Origin of the sequence: Stenotrophomonas nematodicola, from assembly GCF_009467805.1 — a bacterium.
GTDB lineage: Bacteria > Pseudomonadota > Gammaproteobacteria > Xanthomonadales > Xanthomonadaceae > Stenotrophomonas > Stenotrophomonas nematodicola.
Genome location: NZ_WIAY01000002.1, coordinates 87,244 through 109,214 on the forward strand (window position 1 = coordinate 87,244; position 21,971 = coordinate 109,214).

A 21,971-nucleotide genomic window follows, 5' to 3' on the forward strand; every position below is an offset into this window, starting at 1 on the left:
GCCCGTCGGCACGGACCGTCACGGTTCCTCGGCCAGATAGCCCTGCCCGCCCAACTGGCGCGCCTGGCGCTGGATCCAGGCAGCGCGTCGCTGCACATAGGGGCCGGGGCGGGCCGCGTTGTAGCGCCGGGGGGCGGGCAGAACCGCCGCCAGCCGCGCGCTCTCCGCCGGGCTCAACCGGGCGGCGTCCTTGTTCCAGAACTGCCGCGACGCCGCCTGCGCACCGTAGATGCCGTCGCCGAATTCGGCGATGTTGGCGTACACCTCCAGGATCCGCGATTTCGGCCAGAGCGCTTCGATCAGCAGCGTGTACCAGACCTCCAGGCCCTTGCGCACCCAGCTGCGGCCCTGCCACAGGAACAGGTTCTTGGCGACCTGCTGGCTGATCGTGCTTGCCCCCCGCAGCCGCCCGCCGCGGGCGTTGTGATCGCGCGCCTTCTCGATCGCCTGCAGGTCGAAGCCGTTGTGAACGGGGAAGCGCTGGTCTTCGGCGGCCACCAGGGAAATCGGCAGGCTCGGCGCCATCTGGTCCAGGTCGCGCCACTGGTAGTGCAGGCGGTAGTCCCAGTCACGCTGGCTCAACGCCTCGCCATAGCGCCACATCATCACCGTGGACACCGGCGGGTCCAGGAAGCGCAGCAGCACCACCTGCAGGACCGTGATGGCCACGAACAGGACAGGCAGCCAGAGCAGGCGTTTCCAGCGCCAACGCCGCGCGCGCGGTGGATCCAGGCCCGGGTCGGCCTTGTGGTTGCTGCGCTCTGCCCCCATTAGTGGTGCATCCTCTGCTTGCACGGTTGTCGGCGCATTATCCGGCAACTGCCCCTCCTTTCGCGCAGCCTTCGAACCGATGACCCACACCACCGACACCCTGACCCGTTTCCTGCTTCCCGATGCCGGCGTGCGTGGCGTCCACGTCAAGCTCCAGGCGTCCTGGCGGGACATCCTCGCCCCGGCCAGCTATCCGGCCAACGCCACCGAACTGCTCGGCCAGGCCAGCGTCGCCTCGGCCCTGTTCACCGGCCACACCAAGGTCGACGGGCGCCTGTCGATCCAGCTGCGCAGCAGTACCGCAATGCGCACTCTGTTCGCCGAATGCACTGCGGCGGGCACCCTGCGCGGCATCGTGCAGCTGGCCGACGGCGGTGACGACGCCCCGCGCGACCTGACCGCCCTGGGCGATGACGCCCTGCTGGCCATCACCATCGAGAACCCGGGCCTGGACCCGCGCGAACCGCAGCGCTACCAGAGCCTGGTCGGTCTGACCGCGCCCAGCCTGGACGAAGCCTTCGAGGACTATTTCCACCAGTCCGAGCAGCTGCCCACGCGCCTGCTGCTGGCCGCCGATGGCGACCGCGCCGCCGGCCTGCTGCTGCAGAAGCTGCCCGGCGACCAGGGCGACGACGACGGCTGGTCGCGGGCCAGCGCGCTGTTCGAGACCCTGGGCAGACAGGAGCTGCTGGAGGTGGGCCCGGAAGACCTGGTGCATCGCCTGTTCCACGAAGAGGCACCGGAACTGCTGGCGCAGCGCCCCCTGCGCTTTGACTGTTCGTGCTCGCGCGAGCGGGTGCAGGGAATGCTGATCTCGCTGGGCGAGACCGAAGCCCGGGCGGCGGCCGAACCCACGGGCGCGGTGGAGATCCGATGCGAATTCTGTGGACGGGAATATCACTTTCCGTTGACGGAATTGGACATACTGTTCAGCGAGCCGACGGCCACGTCGCCGGCACCTGAACGTCTTCAGTAATCGACGCACGAGTTTTGTTCTGGGGAGAACCAAGACTTGTTAAGAAATCATAAACACCCTAGGATCGGTGTCCCGCCTCGGCGGGAACTTGTGCTCATTGCCGCTGTCTGAGAGTTCCCATGCGTGCCCTTCTGCGTCTACCGCTTGCCCTGATGATCGCCCTGACCGCGATCCCGGGCGCGTATGCGCAGTCCAAGGGCAAGCAGGACAGCACGGTGCTGCCGATCTGGAACAAGGGCAGTGGCAAGGTCGAGGCGCTGCTGTACCTGGAGCCCACCGGTGAGCAAAGTGTCGGCGCCCGCTGGCACTTCGGCCGCAGCTCGCTCGACGCCGCCTTCGGGTTGTCCTCGGGCGATTCGCTGGGCCTGCTGTGCAACAGCAGCCGCGGCACCAGCATCAGCGGCCTGGCCAGCCACTGCATGCTTGCCAGCCTCGGTGACGATGACGACACCTCCCTGTCGCGCCGGGTCACTGGCACGGCAGCCTTCAACCGTCCCGGTGGCCGCCTCGGCATCACCGCCGGCAGCGGCCGCGACACCTTGCCGGCATGGTTGGCAGGGCCGAACAAATCCCCGGCGATGCGCGCCGAACAGAACGACCTGACCGTGTTCGGCCAGAAGAACATCGGCCGCGAGGGGTTTGTGTCCATTGGCGGCACCTATGCCAAAGCGCGCCTGGTGCCGTTGTCCGACATGTCTCCCGCCCTGGTGGACCGCTGGGACAGCAAGAGCCTGACCATCGGTGCAGGCTATGGCAATTTCAGCGGGAACATCATCGGCCGGGTGGTCGATGTCCCCGGCCAGCCCGGCAAATGGGAAGGGCTGGGCGTCGGCCTGACCTGGCGCACGCCGTGGAGCGGCCAGCTGACCGTCGGCGCCGAAAACGTCATCACCCGGGGCAAGAACCCCTTCGCGCCGCGCAACGAGAGCACCGAAGAGGGCACCGTCCCGTACGTACGCTACGAGCAGGATCTCTGATCCCCCCGACAGCGGGCATCGCCCAACAAAAAACGCGCCCACCGGCGCGTTTTTTGTGCCTGCGCGTCCCGAGGGGGGCTGGGCTGCCTCCCTTGCCGACCGGCGATAGCGGCTCGATGGGAGACGTTCGCATTCATGCCATAGCGCGTCTGAACTGAATAGGAACCTTGATACATTCGGTGACAAATTTGTCGTCGAATTTTCATCACACAGCCTTAATGATTGAGGCCGGAATCGCGATCTGTCTCACCAAGCCATTGTTTTACATGTAACTTTTCAAACTTCACGCCGTCCACATCGTTTGTTAACGATGCTTTAATTCTTTGGAATCCGCAGTTACTATCGAGTCAGCCTCGTGGTCTTTGAAGCGCCCTTTCGCTTCGCCACAGGCAGACACCCCAGTGAAGTACCCAAGATTCCCCTTGGAGAGAGAGAGCAAATGAACGTTAAGTCCAACCCGCTGCGTGATGCAGTGGTGGTCGCGCTGATCGCGTCCGCCGCTGTTTCCACCGCGCAGGCGCAGGAAGCCGCCAACCCGACCAACCTGGACCGCATCTCGGTTACCGGTTCGCGCATCAAGAGCACCGACGTCGAGACCTCGCAGCCGGTCCTGAGCCTGAGCCGTGCCGACATCGAAAAGCAGGGCGTCACCTCCGTGGCCGACATCCTGCAGCGCATCTCCGCCAGCGGCGCTGCCCTGAACCGTACGTACAACAACGGCGGCGACGGCAGCTCGGGCATCAGCCTGCGCAACCTCGGCAGCGAGCGCACCCTGGTGCTGGTCAACGGCCGTCGCTGGACCACCGGCATCACCGGCAGCGTCGACCTGAACACCATCCCGACCGCGATGGTCGAGCGTATCGACATCCTGAAGGATGGCGCCTCGACGATCTACGGCTCGGACGCCATCGCCGGCGTGGTCAACATCATCTTGAAGAACAACTTCGATGGTGCCGAAGCCAACGTCTACAAGGGCCAGTACAGCCAGGGCGACGGCGAGCGCGACGCCTATGACTTCACCCTGGGCACCACCACCGACCGCGCATCGCTGATGCTGGGCGCTTCCTACGTCAAGGAAGGCAAGGTCATGGCCGGTGACCGTGCGATCTCCGCCGGTGGCCCGCCGTTCTTCAGCGGCCAGAGCACCACCGGCGTGCCGGGCTCGTACATCCGCAACGGCGACCGCTACGTGATCCTCAACGGCGTGGAAACCCTGTTCGATTCGGACATCCACGGCTACAACACCTCGCCGGACAACTACCTGCTGACCCCGCAGGAACGCACCTCGCTGTTCGCGACCGGCTCGTACAACCTCACCGACAACATCACCTTCAAGACCGAAGCGCTGTACAACGAGCGCAAGTCCGAGCAGCTGCTCGCGGCGATGCCGGTGACCGGCCAGCGCCTCAGCGCCAACAGCATGTACAACCCGTACGGCGTTGACCTGACCAGCGTTGCCCGCCGCTTCAACGAAACCGGCGGCCGTTCGTTCAACCAGAACGTCAAGAACTGGCACTTCTACGGTGGCTTCGAAGGCTTCTTCGAATTCGCCGGCCGCACCTTCGACTGGGATGCCGGTTACCGCTACGACAAGACCGACGAGAACGTGCTGACCTACGGCCTGTTCAACCGTGCCAACCTGGCGAACGCCTACGGCCCGTCGGAAATGCGCGACGGCAAGCCGGTCTGCGTCACCGCACCGGGCGGCGCCGTGATCGCCGACTGCGTGCCGGTCAACCCGCTGGGTCCGGAAGGCTCGATCTCGCAGGACGCGATCAACTACACCGCCTTCACTGCGCACGACTCGTCGGCCCTGGTCTCGAAGGGTTACTACGCCAACATCTCCGGCACCATCGTGCCGCTGCCGGCCGGTGACCTGGCCTTCGCTGCCGGTTACGAATACCGCAAGGAAAGCGGCCAGTTCGATCCGGATGCGTTCATCGCTTCGGGCCTCAGCACCGGCAACGGCGCCAAGCCGACCAAGGGTGGCTACGACCTGGACGAGGTCTACCTGGAACTGTCGATCCCGGTGCTGGCTGACCTGCCGGGCGCCAAGCTGCTCGACTTCAGCGCCGCAACGCGCTACTCGAAGTTCAGCAACTTCGGCAACACCACCAACAACAAGTTTGGCTTCCGCTGGAAGCCGATCGACGACCTGATGCTGCGCGGCAACTACTCCGAAGGCTTCCGCGCACCGAGCATCAACGACCTGTACGCAGGCGATGCCGATTCGTTCGAAACCTTCGTTGATCCCTGCTCCCTGCACAGCGGCCGCCGTTCCGGCGCGATCGCCCAGCGTTGCGCCGACGAAGGCGTGCCGGGCAACTTCGTGCAGCCGGGTGGCGGCAGCGGTGGTCGTCAGGGTCCGGAAGCCTTCACCTGGACCTCCAACGACAACCTGCAGCCGGAAACCTCGACCAGCAAGACGCTGGGCCTGGTGTGGAGCCCGAGCTTCGTGTCCGGCCTGAACGTGACGCTGGACTGGTGGCAGATCGAAGTTGAGAACGCGATCACCCGTCCGGACATCCAGGACATCGTGAACTACTGCTACACCGGTTCGGCACAGCAGCAGGCCGTTTACTGCCCGCTGATCACCCGCGATCCGACCTACGGCACCGCCGTGCAGAACTACGCCATCACCAACGTGCGCATGCCGCTGCTGAACCTGGCCTCGTACAACGTGGAAGGCTGGGACCTGGGCATCGCCTACCGTCTGCCGGAAACCAGCTTCGGCCAGTTCAGCATCAACCTGGATGCGACCTACCTGAGCAAGTGGGAGACCAAGGCGACCGCCGATGCAGTGGCTGATGGCCGTCAGGGCAACTACCTGAACCAGGATCCGTACTGGCGCATCCGTGGCAACCTGTACGTCGACTGGAGCTTCAAGGACTTCGGCGTCAACTACGGCCTGCGTTACAAGTCGGGCATGAAGGAAGAATGCCCCTTCGATCCGGATGAAGATCCCGTTGCGTTCGCCTACTGCTCCGACGGAGCGGCTGGCAACTACATCGGCGCCACCACGTACCACGACATCCAGTTCCGCTACAACACCCCGTGGAACGGCACCATCAACGTGGGCGTGAACAACCTGTGGGACAAGCAGCCGCCGACCTCGTACGTCGTGGCCTACAACATGTTCGACCCGCAGTACGACCTGCCGGGCCGCTACATGTACATGCAGTACAAGCAGAAGTTCTGATCGATCCACTGATCGGTACCTGATGCAGCAACGGCCCCGAAAGGGGCCGTTGTCGTTTGCGCTGCCGGAGACCGTGCGCGCATGAAAAAGGCCGCGTTTCCGCGGCCTTCTGGTGTTCTCGCCCGCAGCGCCGATCAGCCCGGAATCAGCGTCTCGATCACGTGCTCGACGTAGGCCTCGAAATCCTCGCGGGCCTGCTTGGGCTGCTGCAGCTGCAGCGACAGCTGCAGGAAGCCGACGTACGCGGCATAGGCCAGCCGTGCGCGGTGCTGTGCATCGGTGCGGCTGAGGCCGGCCTGCCGGAACGACGCGACCAGGTACTCCAGGCGCCGATGCGACACGCGATCGATCACCGGGCGCACCATCGGGTGATCCAGCGCCTTGAGCAGCTCGCTGTAGATGATGTGCGGCTGCACTTCATGGGCCACCACCTGGAACAGCTGGCGCAGGCGCACACGCGGGTCGGTCACGTCGGCCAGGCTGCCGAACACCTGCTCCTGCTCGAACAGCTCCCAGCGCTCCAGCGCGGCCTGCAGCAGGGCATCGCGCGACGGGAAGTGCCAGTAGAAACTGCCCTTGGTCACCCCCAGCCGACGGGCCAGTGGTTCGACTGCAACGGCGCCGACGCCCTGCTCGGCAATCAGATCCAGTGCGGCCTGGGCCCAGTCTTCGGCACTCAGGCGGCTGTTGCGGCCGGCACGTGGCTCGCCGGCGGAAGCTTCGGGTTCATTCATGAGGTAATTTAACCATACGCTGGGGTTGGTTGCAGTACGTGGTTGCATCGGCAACCGCCCTATCCCAGTCAGGGCAAGGGATCCGCTCACCATACCCCCAAGTATTGACATCGACCAGCACCGGTCCATACTAGCGAGTATGGTCACTCCTTCTTCTACCCTGCCCCGTTTTGACGATGAGCGACTGACCGGCGCGCACGATGCCGTGCTGGCTGCCACCCGCTCATCCCCCGGGCGTCGTGGCACGGTGCTGTTCGCACACGGCTTCGGCCAGACCCGGCATGCCTGGACCGCCGCCGCGCAGACCCTCGCCGGCGCCGGCTACCAGACCCTGGCCTACGATGCCCGCGGCCACGGCGACTCCGACTGGAACCCCGCCGCCCTGGCCTATCACGGCGAACAGTTCGCCGACGACCTGATCGTGCTCGCCGGTGAACAGCCGCAGCCGCCGATCCTCGTCGCCGCGTCGATGGGCGGGCTGTTCGGCCTGCTCGCCGAGTCGCGCTGGCCCGGCTTGTTCTCGGCGATGGTGCTGGTGGACATCACCCCGCGCTGGGATACCGCCGGAGTCGAACGCATCCTGATGTTCATGACCGCGCATCCGGACGGCTTCGCCTCGCTGTCGCAGGCGGCGGACGTGATCTCGGCGTACATGCCGCACCGCCCGCGCAAGTCCGAGGACGCGCTGCGCGCCCTGCTGCGCGAGGATGGCCACGGCCGCTGGCGCTGGCATTGGGATCCGCGCCTGGTCGCCGAACTGGCGCGCGACAGCGAACAGCACCAGGACGCGCTCGCCGAGGCGGCGCGCCAGGTGAAATGCCCGTTGCTGCTGGTCAGCGGCGGGCGCAGCACCCTGGTCACCCCGCAGACGGTGGCCGAATTCCTCGCGCTGGTGCCGCACGCTCGCCACGTGCAGTTGCCGGAGGCCACCCATATGGTCGCCGGCGATGACAACAGCGCCTTTACCGCTACTGTGTTGGACTATCTGGACGTGTTGCCCTCGGCCTCCGCCGTGGCACAGTCCGCCACTACCGAGCACGTCACCGGAGCACGCTCATGAGCATTGTCGTTCCCTTCTTGGCCCTCCTGCTGGCGGGGGCCATCGTCGCCTACCACCGCATGCGGCTGATCACCTGGACGCTCGTCAGCGTCGCGCTGCTGGTCGCCTGCTGGTTCATTCCCTACGTCAACCAGACCGCCACGATCGTGGCTGCCGCCATCGTCGCGGTGATCGCCGTGCCGTTGCTGCTGCCGTTCATCCGCAAGCCGCTGCTGACCGCGCCGATGATGAAGGTGTTCCGCAAGGTGCTGCCGCCGCTGTCGCAGACCGAGCGCATCGCCCTGGAAACCGGCTCGGTCGGTTTTGAAGGCCAGCTGTTCACCGGCGACCCGGACTGGAACATCCTGCTGAACTACCCCAAGCCGCAGCTTACCGCCGAAGAACAGGCCTTCCTGGATGGCCCGGTCGAAGAGCTGTGCAGGATGGTCAACGACTGGGAAATCACCCACGTCTACGCCGACCTGCCGCCGGAACTGTGGAGCTTCATCAAGAAGAACAAGTTCTTCGGCATGATCATTCCAAAGGAATACGGCGGTCTGGGCTTCAGCGCGCTGGCGCACCACAAGGTGATCCAGAAGCTGGCATCGGTGTCGAGCGTGGTGAGTTCCACCGTCGGCGTGCCCAACTCGCTGGGCCCGGGCGAACTGCTCAACCATTACGGCACCCAGGCGCAGAAGGACCAGTACCTGCCGCGCCTGGCCGACGGCCGTGAAGTGCCCTGCTTCGGCCTGACCGGCCCGTTCGCCGGCTCGGACGCCACCTCCATTCCCGATTACGGCATCGTCTGCAAGGGCGAGTGGAACGGCGAGCAGGTGCTCGGCGTCAAGCTCACCTTCGACAAGCGCTACATCACCCTGGCCCCGGTGGCCACGCTGATCGGCCTGGCCTTCCGCATGTACGATCCGGATGGGCTGATCGGCACCACCCGCGACATCGGCATCACGCTGGCACTGCTGCCGCGCGACACCGCCGGTGTCGAAATCGGCCGCCGTCACTTCCCGCTCAACTCGACCTTCCAGAACGGCCCGATCCGCGGCAAGGGCGTGTTCATCCCGCTGACCCAGCTGATCGGCGGTGCCGAGATGGCCGGCAAGGGCTGGAACATGCTCAATGAGTGCCTGGCCGTGGGCCGCTCGATCACCCTGCCGTCCACCGCCAGTGGCGGTGCCAAGGCCGGCGCGGTCGTGACCGGCGCATATGCACGCATCCGCAAGCAGTTCGGCCTGTCGGTCGGCCGCTTCGAAGGCGTGGAAGAAGCCCTGGCACGCATCGGCGGCAAGGCCTACGCGATCAGCGCGCTGTGCCAGGCCACCGCCGCCGCCGTGGACCGCGGCGACGTGCCGTCGGTACCGTCTGCGATCGCCAAGTACCACTGCACCACCATGAGCCGTGAAGTGATCTCGGACATGATGGATGTGATCGGCGGCAAGGGCATCATCCTGGGGCCGCGCAACTTCGCCGGCCGCAGCTGGCAGGCCGCACCGATCGCGATCACGGTCGAAGGCGCCAACATCATGACCCGCAGCCTGCTGATCTTCGGCCAGGGTGCGATCCTCTGCCACCCGTGGGTGCTGAAGGAAATGAAGGCCGCGCAGGATCCGGACACCCGTGCAGGCCTGCAGGAATTCGACCGCAGCCTGTTCGGCCATATCCGCTTCGGCATCTCCAACGCCGTCCGCTCGTTCTGGTTCGGCCTGACCGGCGCCCGGTTCGGTGCCGCCCCGGGCGATGCCTATACCCGCCGCTACTTCCGCAAGCTGGACCGTTACTCGGCCAACCTGGCGCTGATGGCCGACATCTCGATGATGACCCTCGGCGGCAAGCTGAAGTTCAAGGAGTCGCTGTCCGGTCGCCTGGGCGATGTGCTGAGCCACATCTACATGACCAGCGCCATGCTCAAGCGTTACCACGACGAAGGTGCGCCGGCCACCGACCAGCCGCTGCTGGCCTGGGCCTTCCACGACAGCGTGCACAAGATCGAGGAGTCGCTGTCGGCCGCGCTGCGCAACTTCCCGATCCGTCCGATCGGCTGGCTGATGTGGGCGCTGATCTTCCCGTTCGGCCGCCGCGCCGAGGCTCCGGGCGACCGCCTGGGTCACCGCGTCGCCGCGCTGCTCATGGCGCCCAACGAAGCCCGCGACCGCCTGGCCAACGGCGTGTTCCTGACGCCGTGCGACAACAACCCGGGTGGCCGCATCAACAGCTACCTGTCCAAGGCGATCATGGCCGAGCCGGTCGAGCGCAAGTTCATCAAGGCGGTCAAGACCAAGGGCATCGAAGCCCTGGACTTCACCACCCAGCTGGACGAAGCCGTGGCCGAGGGCGTCATCACCCAGGACGAGCGCACCCTGCTGGAAGAACTCCGCGCGCTGACGCTGGAAACCATCACCGTGGACGACTTCGATCCGCACGAGCTGCGCGCGGCCAGCTACTACGACCGCGAGCGCAAGGACGCACGCTCGGAAGCGGCGTGATGCCTGCATCGACGTGAACGGAAACGGCGGACTTCGGTCCGCCGTTTTTCATTGCAGCGGCACCCGGCCGCTTTCCAGGAGACCCCGATGTCCGCTCCACTGCTCACCCTGTACCGTCGCATGCAGCGCTGGCCCGCAGGCCAATGGCTGTTCGCGCGCGCGGTATGTTTCAAGGCGCCCTACTTCGCCAGCATCGCCCCGCGCATCACCGTGCTCGAACCCGGTCGCTGCGAGGGCCACATCGCGCACCGGCGCAGGGTCACCAACCACATCGGCACGGTCCACGCCATCGCACTGTGCAACCTGGCCGAACTCACCGCCGGGCTGATGGTCGACGCCTCGCTGCCACGCGGCATGCGCTGGATTCCGAAGGGCATGGAGGTGCAGTACCTCGCCAAGGCCACGGGCACCCAGCACGCCGTCGCCACACCCGCCCAGCCGATCATCGCGGCCGACAGCGGCTACACCCTGCCCGTCGACGTCCATATCCGCGACACCGCCGGCACACCGGTCTTCAGCGCCCGCATCCAGATGTGGCTCTCACCGCAGGACCGTTCGCGGAACGCTCCAACCACCGGTCACCTCACCGATCGGTAGGTGCCGACCGCTGGTCGGCACGCTCTGTGCCTTTCAACGCCAGAGCCAGAGCCAGAGCTACAGCCACAGCCCTCATCCGCATTCTCCCGGGCGTGGCCGGCGGGAATGGGGGTACGGGACACGCCCGCCAGCCAAGCCGGGGAGAATCCAGATGCGGGCTTTGGCTCTGGCTGTGCCGACCAACGGTCGGCACCTACCGGCGACCTCGCTTACGCCGGCACGAAATGCCAGGCGATCGCGGCCAGGATCGCCGGGACGGCCTGGATGAAGAAGATCCGCTTGTTGACGCTGTAGGCGCCGTAGCAGCCGGCCACGATCACGCAGCCCAGCATGAAGTTGACCAGCATCGGCAGGTGATCGAACAGGCCCCAGAACAGGCCGGCGGCCAGGAAGCCGTTGTACAGCCCCTGGTTGGCCGCCAGCACGCGCGTGGTCTCGGCCTTCTCCGGCGTATTGCGGAACGTCTTCAGGCCCAGCGGACGCGTCCACAGGAACATTTCCAGCACGAGGAAGTACACGTGCAGCAGGGCGACCACCAGGGTCAGGATCAGTGCGGTCCAGTACATGGGCAGGCCTCGAAAAAGATGACCAGAGCTTACTCCGGGCGCTCGGCCGGCAGCTTCTTTTCTTCGCGCAGCAGGCCGAACGCGGCAAAGGTCATCAGCCCGGCCACCACCAGCCCCCCCGCAAACAGCACGTGCGAGCCGAACAGCGACAGCCCCTTGTGCACCCACGCAAAGCCCAGGTCCGCGCCGCGGTACACCACCGTATCGATCGCCGCACCGGCCTTGTAGCGCCACTGGCGGTCCACCCGCGTGTACAGCGTCTCGCGTGCCGGCTTGGCCAGCGAAAACTCGCTCGCCCGCGTCATCACCTGCACCATCGCCACCAGCAGCGGCAGCGGCGAAGCCGCCAGCACCGAGAAGCCCACGATGATCGCAAAGCCCGGGATCAACAATGCCGGCGCGATCCCGTAACGCGACAACAGCCACCGGGTCAGCCCCAACTGCATCAGCAGCGTCAGCGCATTCACCGCCAGGTCCACCCGCGAGAAGAATGCCGTACTGGCCGCAGGGTCGGTGTACAGCCGGCGCACGATCGCGGCCTGCTCGTTGTACAACAGCGTCCCGATGCCCACGCCGAACAGCACCATCAGCGCCAGCCAGCGCAGCAGCGGCTCGCGCGCGATCAGCTTCAGGCCGTCCAGCACGCTTCCGCCCATCGGCGTCTCGCCCGACACCAGCTGCTGATCCCGCTCACGCGCCACCGCCCACAGGCGCAGCCGCCAGATGCAGAACAGACATACACCGAGGAAGCCGGCCGAGACCAGCATCAGGTTGGCGATGCCCACCCGCTGCACCAGCGCCGACGTGATGATCGGGCCAAGAAAGGCCCCGATGGTGCCGGCCGCGCCGATGTAGCCGTAGAACGCACGTGCCTGCGTGTTGGAGAACACATCGGCCATGAAGCTCCAGAACACCGCCACCGCGAACAGGTTGAACACCGTGATCCAGAAGAAGAACGCCATCCCGCGACCGGGCACCCCGCTGTCGAACAGCACATAGAAGCCCAGCAGCGTGGCAATGAAGAACCCGTACACCACCGGCAGGAACACCCGCCGCGGATAGCGGCTCACCAGCGCACCGTACAGCGGCTGCATCACCAGCATGATCAGGAACACGCAGGTGAACAGAAACTGCAGCACGAAGTCCTGCAGCGCAATCCCGTGGCCGGCGAACCATGCGATCAGCCCGGACGGGAACAATGTCTGCAGGTCCGCCGAGGCCGCCATCGCCTCGCGTACCGGGCGCAGCACGTAATAGCCGCTCAGCAGGCAGAAGAAGTACACCGATGCCCAGATCAGCGGCGGCGACTGGCGCAGCGCATCGCGCAGCCCCGATCCCCGCACCGGCGTGGCCACGGCGGTCATCGCACCCGCTCCGCGCTCAGGCGACGTCGAAACGGCAGCATCGTGGGAACTCCGGGCGGCAAAGCGCGCAAGGTAAACGATGCACCGCAACATCGCCAGTAGCCGACCGCCGCACCCGCGCAGCGCTGCCCGGCCCACACCGCCCGACCCGTTCACCGTCCGTCTGCCCTATGCTCCGGGGTACACCATCGGGGAGCTGCTGGCATTGGCACGGGACAGGTACGACTACATCATCGTCGGCGCCGGCTCGGCCGGCTGTGTACTGGCCAACCGGCTCAGTGCCGACCCGCAGTGCCAGGTGCTGCTGCTCGAAGCCGGCCCGGCCGACCGCAACCCCTTCATCCACATGCCGGCCGGCCTGGCGCGGCTGGTCAACAACCGGCGCATCAACTGGAACCTGGACACCGAGCCGGAGCCCGCCCTGGACGGGAGGCGCCTGTGGTGGCCGCGTGGCAAGGTGCTGGGCGGATCCAGCGCGATCAATGCGATGTGCTACATCCGCGGCGTGCCGGCCGACTACGACGGCTGGGCGGCTGCCGGCGCCACCGGCTGGGAATGGGCGCAGGTGCTGCCGTGGTTCCTGCATGGCGAGGCCAACAGCCGCGGCGCCAGCGCACTGCACGGCGATGCCGGACCGCTGTCGGTGTCCGACCTGCGCCACCACAATCCGCTCTCGGCCGTGTTCCTGGCCGCCGCCGTGCAGGCGGGCCATGCGCCCAACGATGACTTCAATGGCGTCCACCAGCTCGGCGTCGGCCTGTATCAGGTCACGCAGCGCGATGGCGCCCGCTGCTCCAGTGCCACCGCCTACCTGCGCCCGGCGCGTGCACGGCGCAACCTCACCGTGCTCACCGGCGCCCAGGCGGTGGCGCTGAGCTTCGTCGGCACCACCGCGACCGGCGTGCACTACCGGCGTGGCCGGGAGCATCGACATGCCACCGCATCGGCCGAAGTGATCCTCAGCGCCGGCGCCATCCATTCGCCCCAACTGCTGATGCTCTCCGGGATCGGTCCCGCCCACGCACTGCGCGGCCACGGCATCACCCCGCGCGTGGACCTGCCCGGGGTGGGTGGCAATCTGCAGGACCACCTGGATATCTGCACGGTCGTGCACACCCATCCCGGGGTGAGTTACGACCGCAGCAACGAGCTGCGCATCGCCATCGACTACTTCCTGCGCGGCCATCGCGGTGCCGGCACCAGCAACCTGGCCGAGGCCGGCGGCTTCGCCCGCTCGGCACTGGCGCCGGACGCACGCGCCGACGTGCAGTTCCATTTCGTGCCGGCCATGCTCGACAACCACGGCCGCCATCGCCTGCCCGGTGATGGCTACACGCTGCATGCGTGCCCGCTGCATCCGCGCAGCCGCGGCAGGCTGTACCTGCGCGATGCCGACGCGCGGTCGCCGCCACGACTGCAGCCCAACTACCTTGGCGATGCGGACGGCCACGACCTGCGGATGATGATCGAGTGCGCCCGGCTGTCCCGGCAGATCCTGGCCCAGCCCGCGTTCGATCCGTGGCGCGGCGCCCCGGTCTTTCCTGCCCGCGACGATCTGGATGATGCGGCCCTGGCCGCGTTCATCCGTGCCAAGGCCGAGACCATCTACCACCCGGTCGGCACCTGTGCGATGGGCCAGCATGCCGATGCCGTGGTCGACCCGATGCTGCGGGTGTACGGCACCCAGCGGCTGCGGGTGGTCGATGCTGCGGTGATGCCCAGCCTGATCAGCGGCAACACCAACGCCCCCACCCTGATGATCGCCGAACGGGCCGCGCAGTGGCTGCGCCAGGACGCGGGATCACGCTGAACAGGGCCCCGCCGCGTCGGCGGCACGGACCGTCGGAGCAGCGCAAAAACCCACGCATTTTCAATGTGATACGTATTCATCTTCGCTTCGTTTGTGCAATGAGGAAAAGCGGCGCTAGAATCCCTTACAGCAGTCGCGCACGGGCCCTACACGATGAATCAGAACAGCAGGCGCCGACCGATCCGTTCGGCGGCAACCGGGTTGCTGGGCATGTTGATGCCCATCGCAGTGTCTTCCACTGCACAGACCCCCAGTGCCTCGCCGTCCGCGTTCCCCGTCAACATCGAGAACAGCGTCCCGGCCAACGTGCCGCACACCCAGCCGGCCGCGTATCGCGCCGCGCCGGCCGCGCGGCAGGTACTGCCGCCCGCACCGGGCTTCAATGTCGCGGCAATCGAATCGATGGCGCAGCAGCTCACCTATGGCGAGCGCGTCCCCGGCATGGCCGTGGCGATCGTCCAGGGCGGCCGCGTGCTCAGCGCGCGGGGCTACGGCGTTACCGACGTCAACAATCCGCAGCAGGTCGACGCGCATACCGTGTTCCGCCTCGCGTCGCTGTCCAAGGCCTTCGCCGGTACGATGGCCGGCCTGCTGGTCAACGACGGCACCCTGCGCTGGGACAGCAAGGTCACCGACTACGTCCCCGGCTTCCGGCTGAACTCGCCGGAAGCAACCGAGCGGCTGACCGTGGCCGACCTGCTCAGCCATCGGGTCGGCCTGCCCTACAACGCATACGACCGCGACGTGGAAGCCAACGCGGAGTACTACACGCTGACCCACAAGTTGGCCTCGACCTCGCTCAAGTGCCAGCCGGGCGAGTGCTACGCCTATCAGAACGTTGCCTTCAGTCTGATCGGCGACGTGGTCTACGCCGCCTCCGGCAGTTTCTACGAACAGTCGGTCGAGCGTCGGTTGTTCAAGCCGCTGGGCATGGATGACGCCAGCCTCGGCCTGGCCGGCATCCAGGCCAGCTCGCGCTGGGCGCGTCCGCATGTGCGCAGCCGCAACGGCTGGGTTGCCCTGACCCCCAAGCCCACCTATTACCGGTTGGCACCGGCGGCCGGCGTCAATGCCAGCGCCAGCGACATGGCGCAGTGGCTGCTGGCCCACACCGGACACCGGCCCGACGTGCTGCCTGCGCCGCTGCTGGCCACCCTGCACTCCACCCTGATCAGCACCCCGGGCGAAATGCGCTCCGGCTGGCGCCGCGAACGCCTGCATTCGGCCGGCTACGCACTGGGCTGGCGCAACTTCGATTACGCCGGCCATGAAGTGGTGTTCCATGCCGGCGCGGTGCAGGGCTACCGTGGGCTGGTTGCGCTGGTGCCGGAACGCGACCTCGGCATTGCCATCATGTGGAACGGTGAAAGCAGCCTGCCCAGCGGCCTGCTGCCGACCGTGCTCGACGCAGCGATGGGCCTGCCCAGCCAGCGTTGGCTGGACGTGGATACCGACTTCGGCAGCGACAACCTGATGGCCGAAGATGCCGCCCCGCAGAACAAGCGCAAGGGCGTTTCGTCCAACCGTGCGGTGGCCTCGCCGCACTGATCGCAGCGACCTCTCATTGGAAAAAGGCGGCCACTTGGCCGCCTTTTTTTCTGTGGGCACCGGCCGGAAACGCACCCATAAAAAAACTCCCTCCCCGCTGGGCTGCCGGGGAAGGAGTTTCAGGTGCGGCTATCGGGAAACGCTTAGATCAGCGGTGCCGGGGTTGCCGGCAGGGCGACCGGGGCAGCCTTCTTCTTGCGGGCTGCCGGCTTGCGCTTTGCAACCTTCTTGACCGCCTTCTTGGCGGTGGCCGTCTTCGCCGTCGCCTTCTTGGCTACCTTCTTGACGGCCTTCTTCGCCGTCTTGCGGGTGGCCTTCTTGGCCGCCGCCTTCTTGGCTACCTTGCGGACAGCCTTCTTCGCGGTCTTCTTGGCAGCCGCCTTCTTGGCGACCTTCCGGACGGCCTTCTTCGCCGTCTTCTTCACTGCTTTCTTCGCGGTCTTCTTGGCAGCCGCCTTCTTCGCTACCTTCTTGACCGCCTTCTTGGCGGCTGTCTTCTTCACTGCCTTGCGGGCGGTCGCCTTCTTGGCGGCCTTCTTCACCGTCTTCTTGGCCGCCGCCTTCTTGGCGACCTTCTTCACGGCTTTACGGGCAGTCGCCTTCTTAGCGACCTTCTTGGCTGCCTTTTTGGCGGCCGGCTTTTTCTTCGCAGCTTTCTTGGTTGCCATGGGATGGCTCCTCGTCAGTGATCTATGGAGTTGAAACGCCCAGGTAAAGCAAACCCGCCGTTGCTGCGTTGCGGGGACCGCCGTCGCGTCATGCGCGTCGTGACGGATACGGGGACACCTACCGGGATCGGCCAGGCAGGTGTCGGATCAGGGGTGCCCTTGCATTTCACCGAAGGAAGCGAAGCCGACTCCACCGTCATCGGATGCAAGGTGGATGTCCTGGTTGTGCTTCGCGACTGGATGTCGATTCTGCTCACTCTCTTGGCAGGCAAGGTCTGCTTGGCGAAACCTAATCACGCTTTTTTTCACTGTCAACAACCCCGGCGAAAAATTTTCACACCGGACACGTCCGACGCGCTGCGCCGAGCACCCGTTGGACACCCCGTACCGACACGTCATGCCCACACCAACGGACACGCCGATGCCCTGTCGGCGGCAAGCCCTGAAACAAAAACAACTTAAAAGAAGCACTTTCGCGAAACACACCCCGGGTGGCGGCATGCGCACAGGCAGGTGTGCGAGCAGCGGCGCGCCTGTCTGACCGGCTGCCAACAAAGGGGCAAAATCCGTCGGAAAAGTTTTCACATCCGGCTGCGCTTTTTACTACCCGATTGACGCAAATGCGCAAACTTTCTACCGCGCAGTGTCGGCGCGATCGCACCTTCGGCAGGTCGCCAGCGGTCGTCCTGCGACCGCATGTCGATGTGCGGCGACGCGCATCGGCATGCTCATGACCCGTCGCGATGGGTTCCCAACCCGACGGCATGAGCCGACGCGGAACGCGCCGGCAGCGCGCGCACACCGCAACATCATCACGCCTCGCTAACGCCGCCGCGCCGGTGCATGCCGTTCGTTTTCCCGTCCACGGGAGAACAGCCAAAAAAAAACGGCCGCACAAGGCGGCCGTTCCTGGGAGCGACGCAGGATCAGTGATCCTCGTTCTCCAGCAGCTCGGCGTAGTCGTCCGGCGCCAGCAGCTCGTTCAACTCGTCGGTGCCGGTCACTTCCACCACGAAGATCCAGCCTTCGCCGTACGCATCTTCGTTGATGGTTTCCGGCTTGTCCGACAGCGCGCTGTTGACCTCGACCACGGTACCGGTGATCGGGCTGTACACGTCCGAGGCGGCCTTCACCGACTCGACGACGGCGGCCTGCTCGCCCGCCTTGACCGTGTCGCCGACGTTGGGCAGCTCGACGTAGACCAGGTCGCCCAGCAGGCCTTGGGCATGGTCGGAAATACCGACGGTGACGCGGCCATTGCCTTCGACGCGCGCCCACTCGTGGGACTTGAGGAATTTGAGGTCGCCGGGGATCTCGCTCATGGAACTGCTCCGAGAAAATTCAGGGGTTCGGGAAACGGGGGTAGTGTAACCAACCGGCGCGGGCCGCTGGGCAACCGCGCGCCGGAAACTGCTGGATCAGGCCTCGACCAGCACGCCGGGCTGGGCCTGACCTTCGCGCACGAACGGGAACTTCACCACGCGCACCGGGACCTGCTTGCCGCGGATGTCCACGTGCACCTGGCCCAGCTCACCGGCCGGCACGCGGGCGAACGCGATGCCCTTGCCCAGCGTCGGGGAGAAGGTGCCGGACAGGATCTCGCCCTGGCCGCTGGCGGTGAGTACCGCCTGGCCGTGGCGCAGCACGCCCTTCTCGTCCATCACCAGGCCGATCAGCTGGCGTGCGTCGCCCGCCGCCTTCTGCGCTTCCAGCACCTCGCGGCCGATGAAGTCGCGGCCTTCGTCCAGCGCCACGGTCCAGGCCAGGGCGGCTTCGTACGGGGTGATCTGCTCGTCCATGTCCTGGCCATACAGGTTCATGCCGGCTTCCAGGCGCAGCGTGTCGCGCGCGCCCAACCCAGCCGGACGTACGCCGGCCTGCGCCAGGGCGTTCCAGAAGGCGACCACGTCGTTCTGCGGAATCAGGATTTCAAACCCGTCCTCACCGGTGTAGCCGGTGCGCGCCACGAACAGCGGCGCACCGCTGGCGGCGGTCGCCTCGATCGCGGCGAAACGGCCGAGCGTGTTCAATGCGGCGCGGTCGCCCTCCGCGGCCAGGCCGATCACGCGCGCGCGTGCGGTGGGGCCCTGCACGGCGATGATCGCCAGGTCGTCGCGCTCGGTCACCTGCACGTCGAAGGCGGCCGCCTGTTCACGGATCCAGGCCAGGTCCTTCTCGCGGGTGGAGGCGTTCACCACCATGCGGAAGAAGTCGTCGGCCAGGTAGTAGACGATCAGGTCGTCGATCACCCCGCCCTGCGGGTTGAGCATGCACGAGTACAGCGCCTTGCCGGTGGCCTTGAGCTTGTCCACCGAGTTGGCCAGCAGGCGGCGCAGGAACGGCTTGACCTGCGCGCCGCGCAGATCGACCACGGTCATGTGGCTGACGTCGAACATGCCCGCGTCGGCACGCACCAGGTGGTGTTCGTCCAGCTGCGAGCCATAGTGGATGGGCATGTCCCAGCCACCGAAATCGACCATCTTGGCGCCGAGTGCGCGGTGGGTGTCGTTGAGAAGCGTCTTCTGGGTCATGACCGGTTCCGGGGGAATGAAGGCAAGAGCGCCATTATCCCAGAACCGTCTTCACAACGCCTGCGGCGGTGCGGAATGCGCCGCCGCAGCCTGCTCAGACCGGTTGCACTTTCAGCGTCATGCCCGCCACCGCCACCACCCGTACCGCGCTCCCGGCCGGCAGGTCCGGGCCATCCACCACCCAGAACGCGTCGTCGACCTTGGCGCGGCCCTTGCCGGCGACGATCGGCTGGTCCAGCAGCACCACCCGCCCCACCAGCTGCTCGGCACGCCGGTTCAACAACGGCGCGTCGCTCTGCCGATCGTGGGAGCGCCCCCAGCGCCGGTAGCACTGGATCGACACCACGCTGAGCAGCACGAACGCGACCACCTGCCACAGCAGCGGAATGTCGGCGAACACGGCCACCAGCACGAACACCGCCGCCGCCCCGATGCCGATCCACAGCATGAACGCCCCCGGGGCCAGCGCTTCGGCCGCAAACAGCACCAATGCCAGCGCGCCCCAGCCTACGACCTCCCAGCGCATGTCAGCCTCCGATCCGCGGCGGCACCGCGCGCGCGGCCTTCTTCTCTTCCTGCTTGGCGAACGCTTCCTTGGCCAGTTCGGCCACACCGGCGATCGATCCGATCACGCCACTGGCCTCCATCGGCATCAGCACCAGCTTCTGGTTCGGCGAGGTCGCCAGTTCCTTGAACGCCTCCACATACTTCTGCGCGATGAAGTAGTTGATCGCCTGCACGTCGCCCTTGGCGATCGCGTCGGACACCATTTCGGTCGCCTTGGCTTCGGCCTCGGCCAGGCGCTCACGCGCCTCCGCATCGCGGAACGCGGCTTCCTTGCGGCCTTCGGCTTCGAGCACGGCCGCCTGCTTCTCGCCTTCGGCACGCAGGATCTCGGACTGGCGCGAGCCTTCGGCTTCCAGAATCTGCGCGCGCTTTTCGCGCTCGGCCTTCATCTGCCGAGCCATCGCGTCGAGCAGGTCGCGCGGGGGCTGGATGTCGCGGATTTCGATGCGGTTGACCTTCACGCCCCACGGGTTGGTGGCATGATCGACCACGCTCAGCAGCTGGGCATTGATCACCTCGCGCTGGCTGAGCGATTCGTCCAGGTCCATCGACCCGATCACGGTGCGGATGTTGGTCTGCACCAGCGCGATCATCGCCACTTCCAGGTTGGCCACTTCATAGGCCGCCTTGGACGCGTCGAGCACCTGGAAGAACACCACGCCGTCCACGCGCACCGCGGCGTTGTCCTTGGTGATCACTTCCTGGCTGGGCACGTCCAGCACCTGCTCCATCATGTTCACCTTGCGACCGACGCCGTAGACGATCGGAATCAGGAAATGCAGGCCGGGGGACATGGTGTGGGTGTAGCGGCCGAAGCGCTCGACCGTCCACTCGTAGCCCTGCGGCACCATGCGCACGGCCTTGAACAGGATGACGACGGCCACGAAGGCAAGCACCAGCGAGAACAGCATGGTCGGAAACATCGGAAACTCCTTTCCCTGTGATGTCCCGATTGTACGGTCAGTTGCGCTGCGACACCCGGTTCAGCTGCCGCGGGGGGCAAACATGATCACCGTCATCCCGGCCAGGCACAGGGCGACGCCAAGCAGATCCCAGCGGCTGGGACGAATGCCGTCCACCAGCCACAGCCACATCAGCGCAGTGCCGATGTAGACGCCTCCGTAGGCGGCGTAGACGCGGCCGCTGGCGACCGGATGCAGGGTCAGCAGCCAGGCGAACAGGGCCAGGCTGGCCGCTGCCGGCAGCAGCAGCCACGCACTGCCGTCCTTGCGCAGCCACAGCCACGGCAGGTAGCAGCCGACGATTTCGGCCACGGCGGTCAGTACGAACAGCAGCAGCGTGTTCACGATGTCGCTTCGTCGCGCTTGGCCTGCTGCCAGAGGCGCTCCTGCGCCTCCAGGTCCAGCGCGTCCATGCGCTGCCCGGCGGCGGCGGCCTGCGCCTCCATCGCGCGGAAGCGGCGCTCGAACTTGTGGTTGGCCTGGCGCAGCGCCGCGCCGACATCGACCTTGGCGTGCCGGGCCAGGTTGGCACAGACGAACAGGAGGTCCCCGAGTTCTTCCTGCAGGCGCGCGTGGTTGGCCTGGACATCACCGCGGGCGAATTCCGCCGCCACCTCGTCCAGTTCCTCGCGCACCTTGTCCAGCACCGGCTGCGGGTCGGGCCAGTCGAAGCCGACCCGGGCCGCGCGGGCCTGCAGCTTCACCGCCCGCTGCCACTCGGGCAGGCCACGCGAAATGCCGGCCAGCGCGGAGGTATCGGTGTGGCCCTTGGCCGCGCGTTCGGCACGCTTGATCGCCTCCCAGTTCAGGTTGACCTGGTCGGCGTCGTCGACCTCCACGTCGGCGAAGATGTGCGGATGACGCCGCTGCATCTTGTCACTGATCGCACGGGCGACGTCGGCGAAGGCGAACGCACCCTGCTCGCTGGCCATCTGTGCGTGGAAGACCACCTGCAGCAGCAGATCGCCCAGTTCGTCCTTGAGGTCGTCCAGGTCACCGCGGTCGATCGCGTCGGCCACTTCGTAGGCCTCCTCGACGGTATACGGGGCAATGCTGGCGAAGTCCTGCTGCAGGTCCCACGGGCACCCCTGCGTGGGATCGCGCAGGCGCGCCATGATCTGCAGCAGGCGGTCCAGTTCGGCACTGGGGGTCATGCGGGGTTCTCCG

General features: G+C 66.4%; 20 protein-coding genes. 9 read left to right on the forward strand and 11 right to left on the reverse strand.

Annotation, left to right across the window (positions count from 1 at the left end; translation table 11 throughout):
- Positions 1-18 precede the first annotated feature (18 nt).
- The gene (mtgA, locus tag GDJ08_RS07960) at positions 19-771 is read right to left on the reverse strand and encodes a monofunctional biosynthetic peptidoglycan transglycosylase (RefSeq protein WP_153164654.1); all 753 of its coding nucleotides are present in this window, start codon (positions 769-771) and stop codon (positions 19-21) included.
- Between the two features lie 79 nt (positions 772-850).
- On the opposite strand from mtgA, the gene hslO reads away from it, so the two are divergent.
- The 3 genes from hslO to GDJ08_RS07975 all read left to right on the forward strand — a co-directional run bounded on the left by hslO (position 851) and on the right by GDJ08_RS07975 (position 5,923).
- Entirely contained in the window at positions 851-1,747 is an 897-nt protein-coding gene (gene hslO, locus GDJ08_RS07965) for an Hsp33 family molecular chaperone HslO (protein ID WP_153164655.1), read from the forward strand.
- Between the two features lie 152 nt (positions 1,748-1,899).
- Positions 1,900-2,724, forward strand: coding sequence for an XOO1806 family protein (locus GDJ08_RS07970; protein WP_206147332.1), 825 nt, complete (start codon positions 1,900-1,902; stop codon positions 2,722-2,724).
- A gap of 439 nt (positions 2,725-3,163) precedes the next feature.
- Positions 3,164-5,923, forward strand: a complete 2,760-nt coding sequence (locus tag GDJ08_RS07975; protein WP_017354612.1) for a TonB-dependent receptor — start codon at positions 3,164-3,166, stop codon at positions 5,921-5,923.
- A 134-nt stretch (positions 5,924-6,057) separates the two neighbouring features.
- On the opposite strand, the gene GDJ08_RS07980 is transcribed toward GDJ08_RS07975, so the two are convergent.
- The gene (locus GDJ08_RS07980) at positions 6,058-6,657 is read right to left on the reverse strand and encodes a TetR/AcrR family transcriptional regulator (RefSeq protein WP_017354611.1); all 600 of its coding nucleotides are present in this window, start codon (positions 6,655-6,657) and stop codon (positions 6,058-6,060) included.
- Between the two features lie 139 nt (positions 6,658-6,796).
- Between GDJ08_RS07980 and GDJ08_RS07985 the strand changes: the two genes are divergently transcribed.
- From GDJ08_RS07985 to GDJ08_RS07995, 3 genes are all read left to right on the forward strand, one after another.
- Positions 6,797-7,717 (forward strand): alpha/beta fold hydrolase, encoded by a 921-nt coding sequence (locus GDJ08_RS07985; RefSeq protein ID WP_017354610.1) that lies wholly within the window; start codon positions 6,797-6,799, stop codon positions 7,715-7,717.
- Positions 7,714-10,191, forward strand: a complete 2,478-nt coding sequence (locus tag GDJ08_RS07990; protein WP_017354609.1) for an acyl-CoA dehydrogenase — start codon at positions 7,714-7,716, stop codon at positions 10,189-10,191. The genes GDJ08_RS07985 and GDJ08_RS07990 overlap by 4 nt, the downstream gene beginning before the upstream one ends.
- Positions 10,192-10,278: 87 nt before the next feature.
- Positions 10,279-10,788, forward strand: coding sequence for a hotdog fold domain-containing protein (locus GDJ08_RS07995; protein WP_136003068.1), 510 nt, complete (start codon positions 10,279-10,281; stop codon positions 10,786-10,788).
- Between the two features lie 209 nt (positions 10,789-10,997).
- Here GDJ08_RS07995 and GDJ08_RS08000 read toward each other — a convergent pair whose 3' ends face one another.
- Positions 10,998-11,354 carry a DUF1304 domain-containing protein gene (locus GDJ08_RS08000; RefSeq protein ID WP_017354607.1) on the reverse strand — a complete coding sequence of 119 codons (357 nt, stop codon included), beginning with the start codon at positions 11,352-11,354 and terminating at the stop codon, positions 10,998-11,000.
- Between the two features lie 29 nt (positions 11,355-11,383).
- Positions 11,384-12,718, reverse strand: a complete 1,335-nt coding sequence (locus GDJ08_RS08005; RefSeq protein ID WP_136003066.1) for an NTP/NDP exchange transporter — start codon at positions 12,716-12,718, stop codon at positions 11,384-11,386.
- 79 nt (positions 12,719-12,797) lie between these two features.
- Here GDJ08_RS08005 and GDJ08_RS08010 point away from each other — a divergent pair, with 79 nt between their 5' ends.
- Together GDJ08_RS08010 and GDJ08_RS08015 are read left to right on the forward strand one after the other, a co-directional pair.
- Positions 12,798-14,528 carry a GMC family oxidoreductase gene (locus tag GDJ08_RS08010; protein WP_229296477.1) on the forward strand — a complete coding sequence of 577 codons (1,731 nt, stop codon included), beginning with the start codon at positions 12,798-12,800 and terminating at the stop codon, positions 14,526-14,528.
- Positions 14,529-14,681: 153 nt separating this feature from the next.
- The gene (locus GDJ08_RS08015) at positions 14,682-16,076 is read left to right on the forward strand and encodes a serine hydrolase domain-containing protein (protein WP_153164657.1); all 1,395 of its coding nucleotides are present in this window, start codon (positions 14,682-14,684) and stop codon (positions 16,074-16,076) included.
- A 143-nt stretch (positions 16,077-16,219) separates the two neighbouring features.
- Here the strand turns inward: GDJ08_RS08015 and GDJ08_RS08020 are convergent, their stop codons facing one another.
- Positions 16,220-16,744 carry a histone gene (locus GDJ08_RS08020; RefSeq protein WP_153164658.1) on the reverse strand — a complete coding sequence of 175 codons (525 nt, stop codon included), beginning with the start codon at positions 16,742-16,744 and terminating at the stop codon, positions 16,220-16,222.
- 90 nt (positions 16,745-16,834) lie between these two features.
- Here GDJ08_RS08020 and GDJ08_RS20010 point away from each other — a divergent pair, with 90 nt between their 5' ends.
- Positions 16,835-17,206 (forward strand): hypothetical protein, encoded by a 372-nt coding sequence (locus GDJ08_RS20010; RefSeq protein ID WP_154081099.1) that lies wholly within the window; start codon positions 16,835-16,837, stop codon positions 17,204-17,206.
- A 464-nt stretch (positions 17,207-17,670) separates the two neighbouring features.
- Here GDJ08_RS20010 and gcvH read toward each other — a convergent pair whose 3' ends face one another.
- From gcvH to mazG, 6 genes are all read right to left on the reverse strand, one after another.
- The gene (gene gcvH / locus GDJ08_RS08025; protein ID WP_017354602.1) at positions 17,671-18,066 is read right to left on the reverse strand and encodes a glycine cleavage system protein GcvH; all 396 of its coding nucleotides are present in this window, start codon (positions 18,064-18,066) and stop codon (positions 17,671-17,673) included.
- A gap of 96 nt (positions 18,067-18,162) precedes the next feature.
- Positions 18,163-19,275 carry a glycine cleavage system aminomethyltransferase GcvT gene (gene gcvT, locus GDJ08_RS08030; protein ID WP_153164659.1) on the reverse strand — a complete coding sequence of 371 codons (1,113 nt, stop codon included), beginning with the start codon at positions 19,273-19,275 and terminating at the stop codon, positions 18,163-18,165.
- Positions 19,276-19,369: 94 nt separating this feature from the next.
- On the reverse strand, positions 19,370-19,801 hold the full coding sequence (locus tag GDJ08_RS08035) for an NfeD family protein (RefSeq protein ID WP_017354600.1): 432 nt from the start codon (positions 19,799-19,801) through the stop codon (positions 19,370-19,372).
- Between the two features lies 1 nt (position 19,802).
- The gene (locus tag GDJ08_RS08040) at positions 19,803-20,765 is read right to left on the reverse strand and encodes an SPFH domain-containing protein (RefSeq protein ID WP_017354599.1); all 963 of its coding nucleotides are present in this window, start codon (positions 20,763-20,765) and stop codon (positions 19,803-19,805) included.
- Positions 20,766-20,825: 60 nt separating this feature from the next.
- A complete protein-coding gene (locus tag GDJ08_RS08045) occupies positions 20,826-21,149 on the reverse strand; it encodes a YnfA family protein (RefSeq protein ID WP_017354598.1) in 324 nt (107 codons plus the stop codon).
- Entirely contained in the window at positions 21,146-21,958 is an 813-nt protein-coding gene (gene mazG, locus GDJ08_RS08050; RefSeq protein ID WP_017354597.1) for a nucleoside triphosphate pyrophosphohydrolase, read from the reverse strand. The genes GDJ08_RS08045 and mazG overlap by 4 nt, the downstream gene beginning before the upstream one ends.
- Positions 21,959-21,971 lie beyond the last annotated feature (13 nt).

Coding starts and splice junctions, on each gene's coding strand:
- GDJ08_RS08000 (WP_017354607.1), bottom strand. CDS start 11,354: ATGTACTGGACCGCACTGATCCTGACCCTGGTGGTCGCCCTGCTGCAC.
- mtgA (WP_153164654.1), bottom strand. CDS start 771: ATGGGGGCAGAGCGCAGCAACCACAAGGCCGACCCGGGCCTGGATCCA.
- mazG (WP_017354597.1), bottom strand. CDS start 21,958: ATGACCCCCAGTGCCGAACTGGACCGCCTGCTGCAGATCATGGCGCGC.
- hslO (WP_153164655.1), top strand. CDS start 851: ATGACCCACACCACCGACACCCTGACCCGTTTCCTGCTTCCCGATGCC.
- GDJ08_RS08020 (WP_153164658.1), bottom strand. CDS start 16,744: ATGGCAACCAAGAAAGCTGCGAAGAAAAAGCCGGCCGCCAAAAAGGCA.
- GDJ08_RS07985 (WP_017354610.1), top strand. CDS start 6,797: ATGGTCACTCCTTCTTCTACCCTGCCCCGTTTTGACGATGAGCGACTG.
- GDJ08_RS08035 (WP_017354600.1), bottom strand. CDS start 19,801: ATGCGCTGGGAGGTCGTAGGCTGGGGCGCGCTGGCATTGGTGCTGTTT.
- gcvT (WP_153164659.1), bottom strand. CDS start 19,275: ATGACCCAGAAGACGCTTCTCAACGACACCCACCGCGCACTCGGCGCC.
- GDJ08_RS08010 (WP_229296477.1), top strand. CDS start 12,798: ATGCACCGCAACATCGCCAGTAGCCGACCGCCGCACCCGCGCAGCGCT.
- GDJ08_RS07990 (WP_017354609.1), top strand. CDS start 7,714: ATGAGCATTGTCGTTCCCTTCTTGGCCCTCCTGCTGGCGGGGGCCATC.
- GDJ08_RS07995 (WP_136003068.1), top strand. CDS start 10,279: ATGTCCGCTCCACTGCTCACCCTGTACCGTCGCATGCAGCGCTGGCCC.
- GDJ08_RS08040 (WP_017354599.1), bottom strand. CDS start 20,765: ATGTTTCCGACCATGCTGTTCTCGCTGGTGCTTGCCTTCGTGGCCGTC.
- GDJ08_RS07980 (WP_017354611.1), bottom strand. CDS start 6,657: ATGAATGAACCCGAAGCTTCCGCCGGCGAGCCACGTGCCGGCCGCAAC.
- GDJ08_RS08005 (WP_136003066.1), bottom strand. CDS start 12,718: ATGACCGCCGTGGCCACGCCGGTGCGGGGATCGGGGCTGCGCGATGCG.
- GDJ08_RS07970 (WP_206147332.1), top strand. CDS start 1,900: ATGATCGCCCTGACCGCGATCCCGGGCGCGTATGCGCAGTCCAAGGGC.
- GDJ08_RS08015 (WP_153164657.1), top strand. CDS start 14,682: ATGAATCAGAACAGCAGGCGCCGACCGATCCGTTCGGCGGCAACCGGG.
- gcvH (WP_017354602.1), bottom strand. CDS start 18,066: ATGAGCGAGATCCCCGGCGACCTCAAATTCCTCAAGTCCCACGAGTGG.
- GDJ08_RS07975 (WP_017354612.1), top strand. CDS start 3,164: ATGAACGTTAAGTCCAACCCGCTGCGTGATGCAGTGGTGGTCGCGCTG.
- GDJ08_RS20010 (WP_154081099.1), top strand. CDS start 16,835: ATGCGCGTCGTGACGGATACGGGGACACCTACCGGGATCGGCCAGGCA.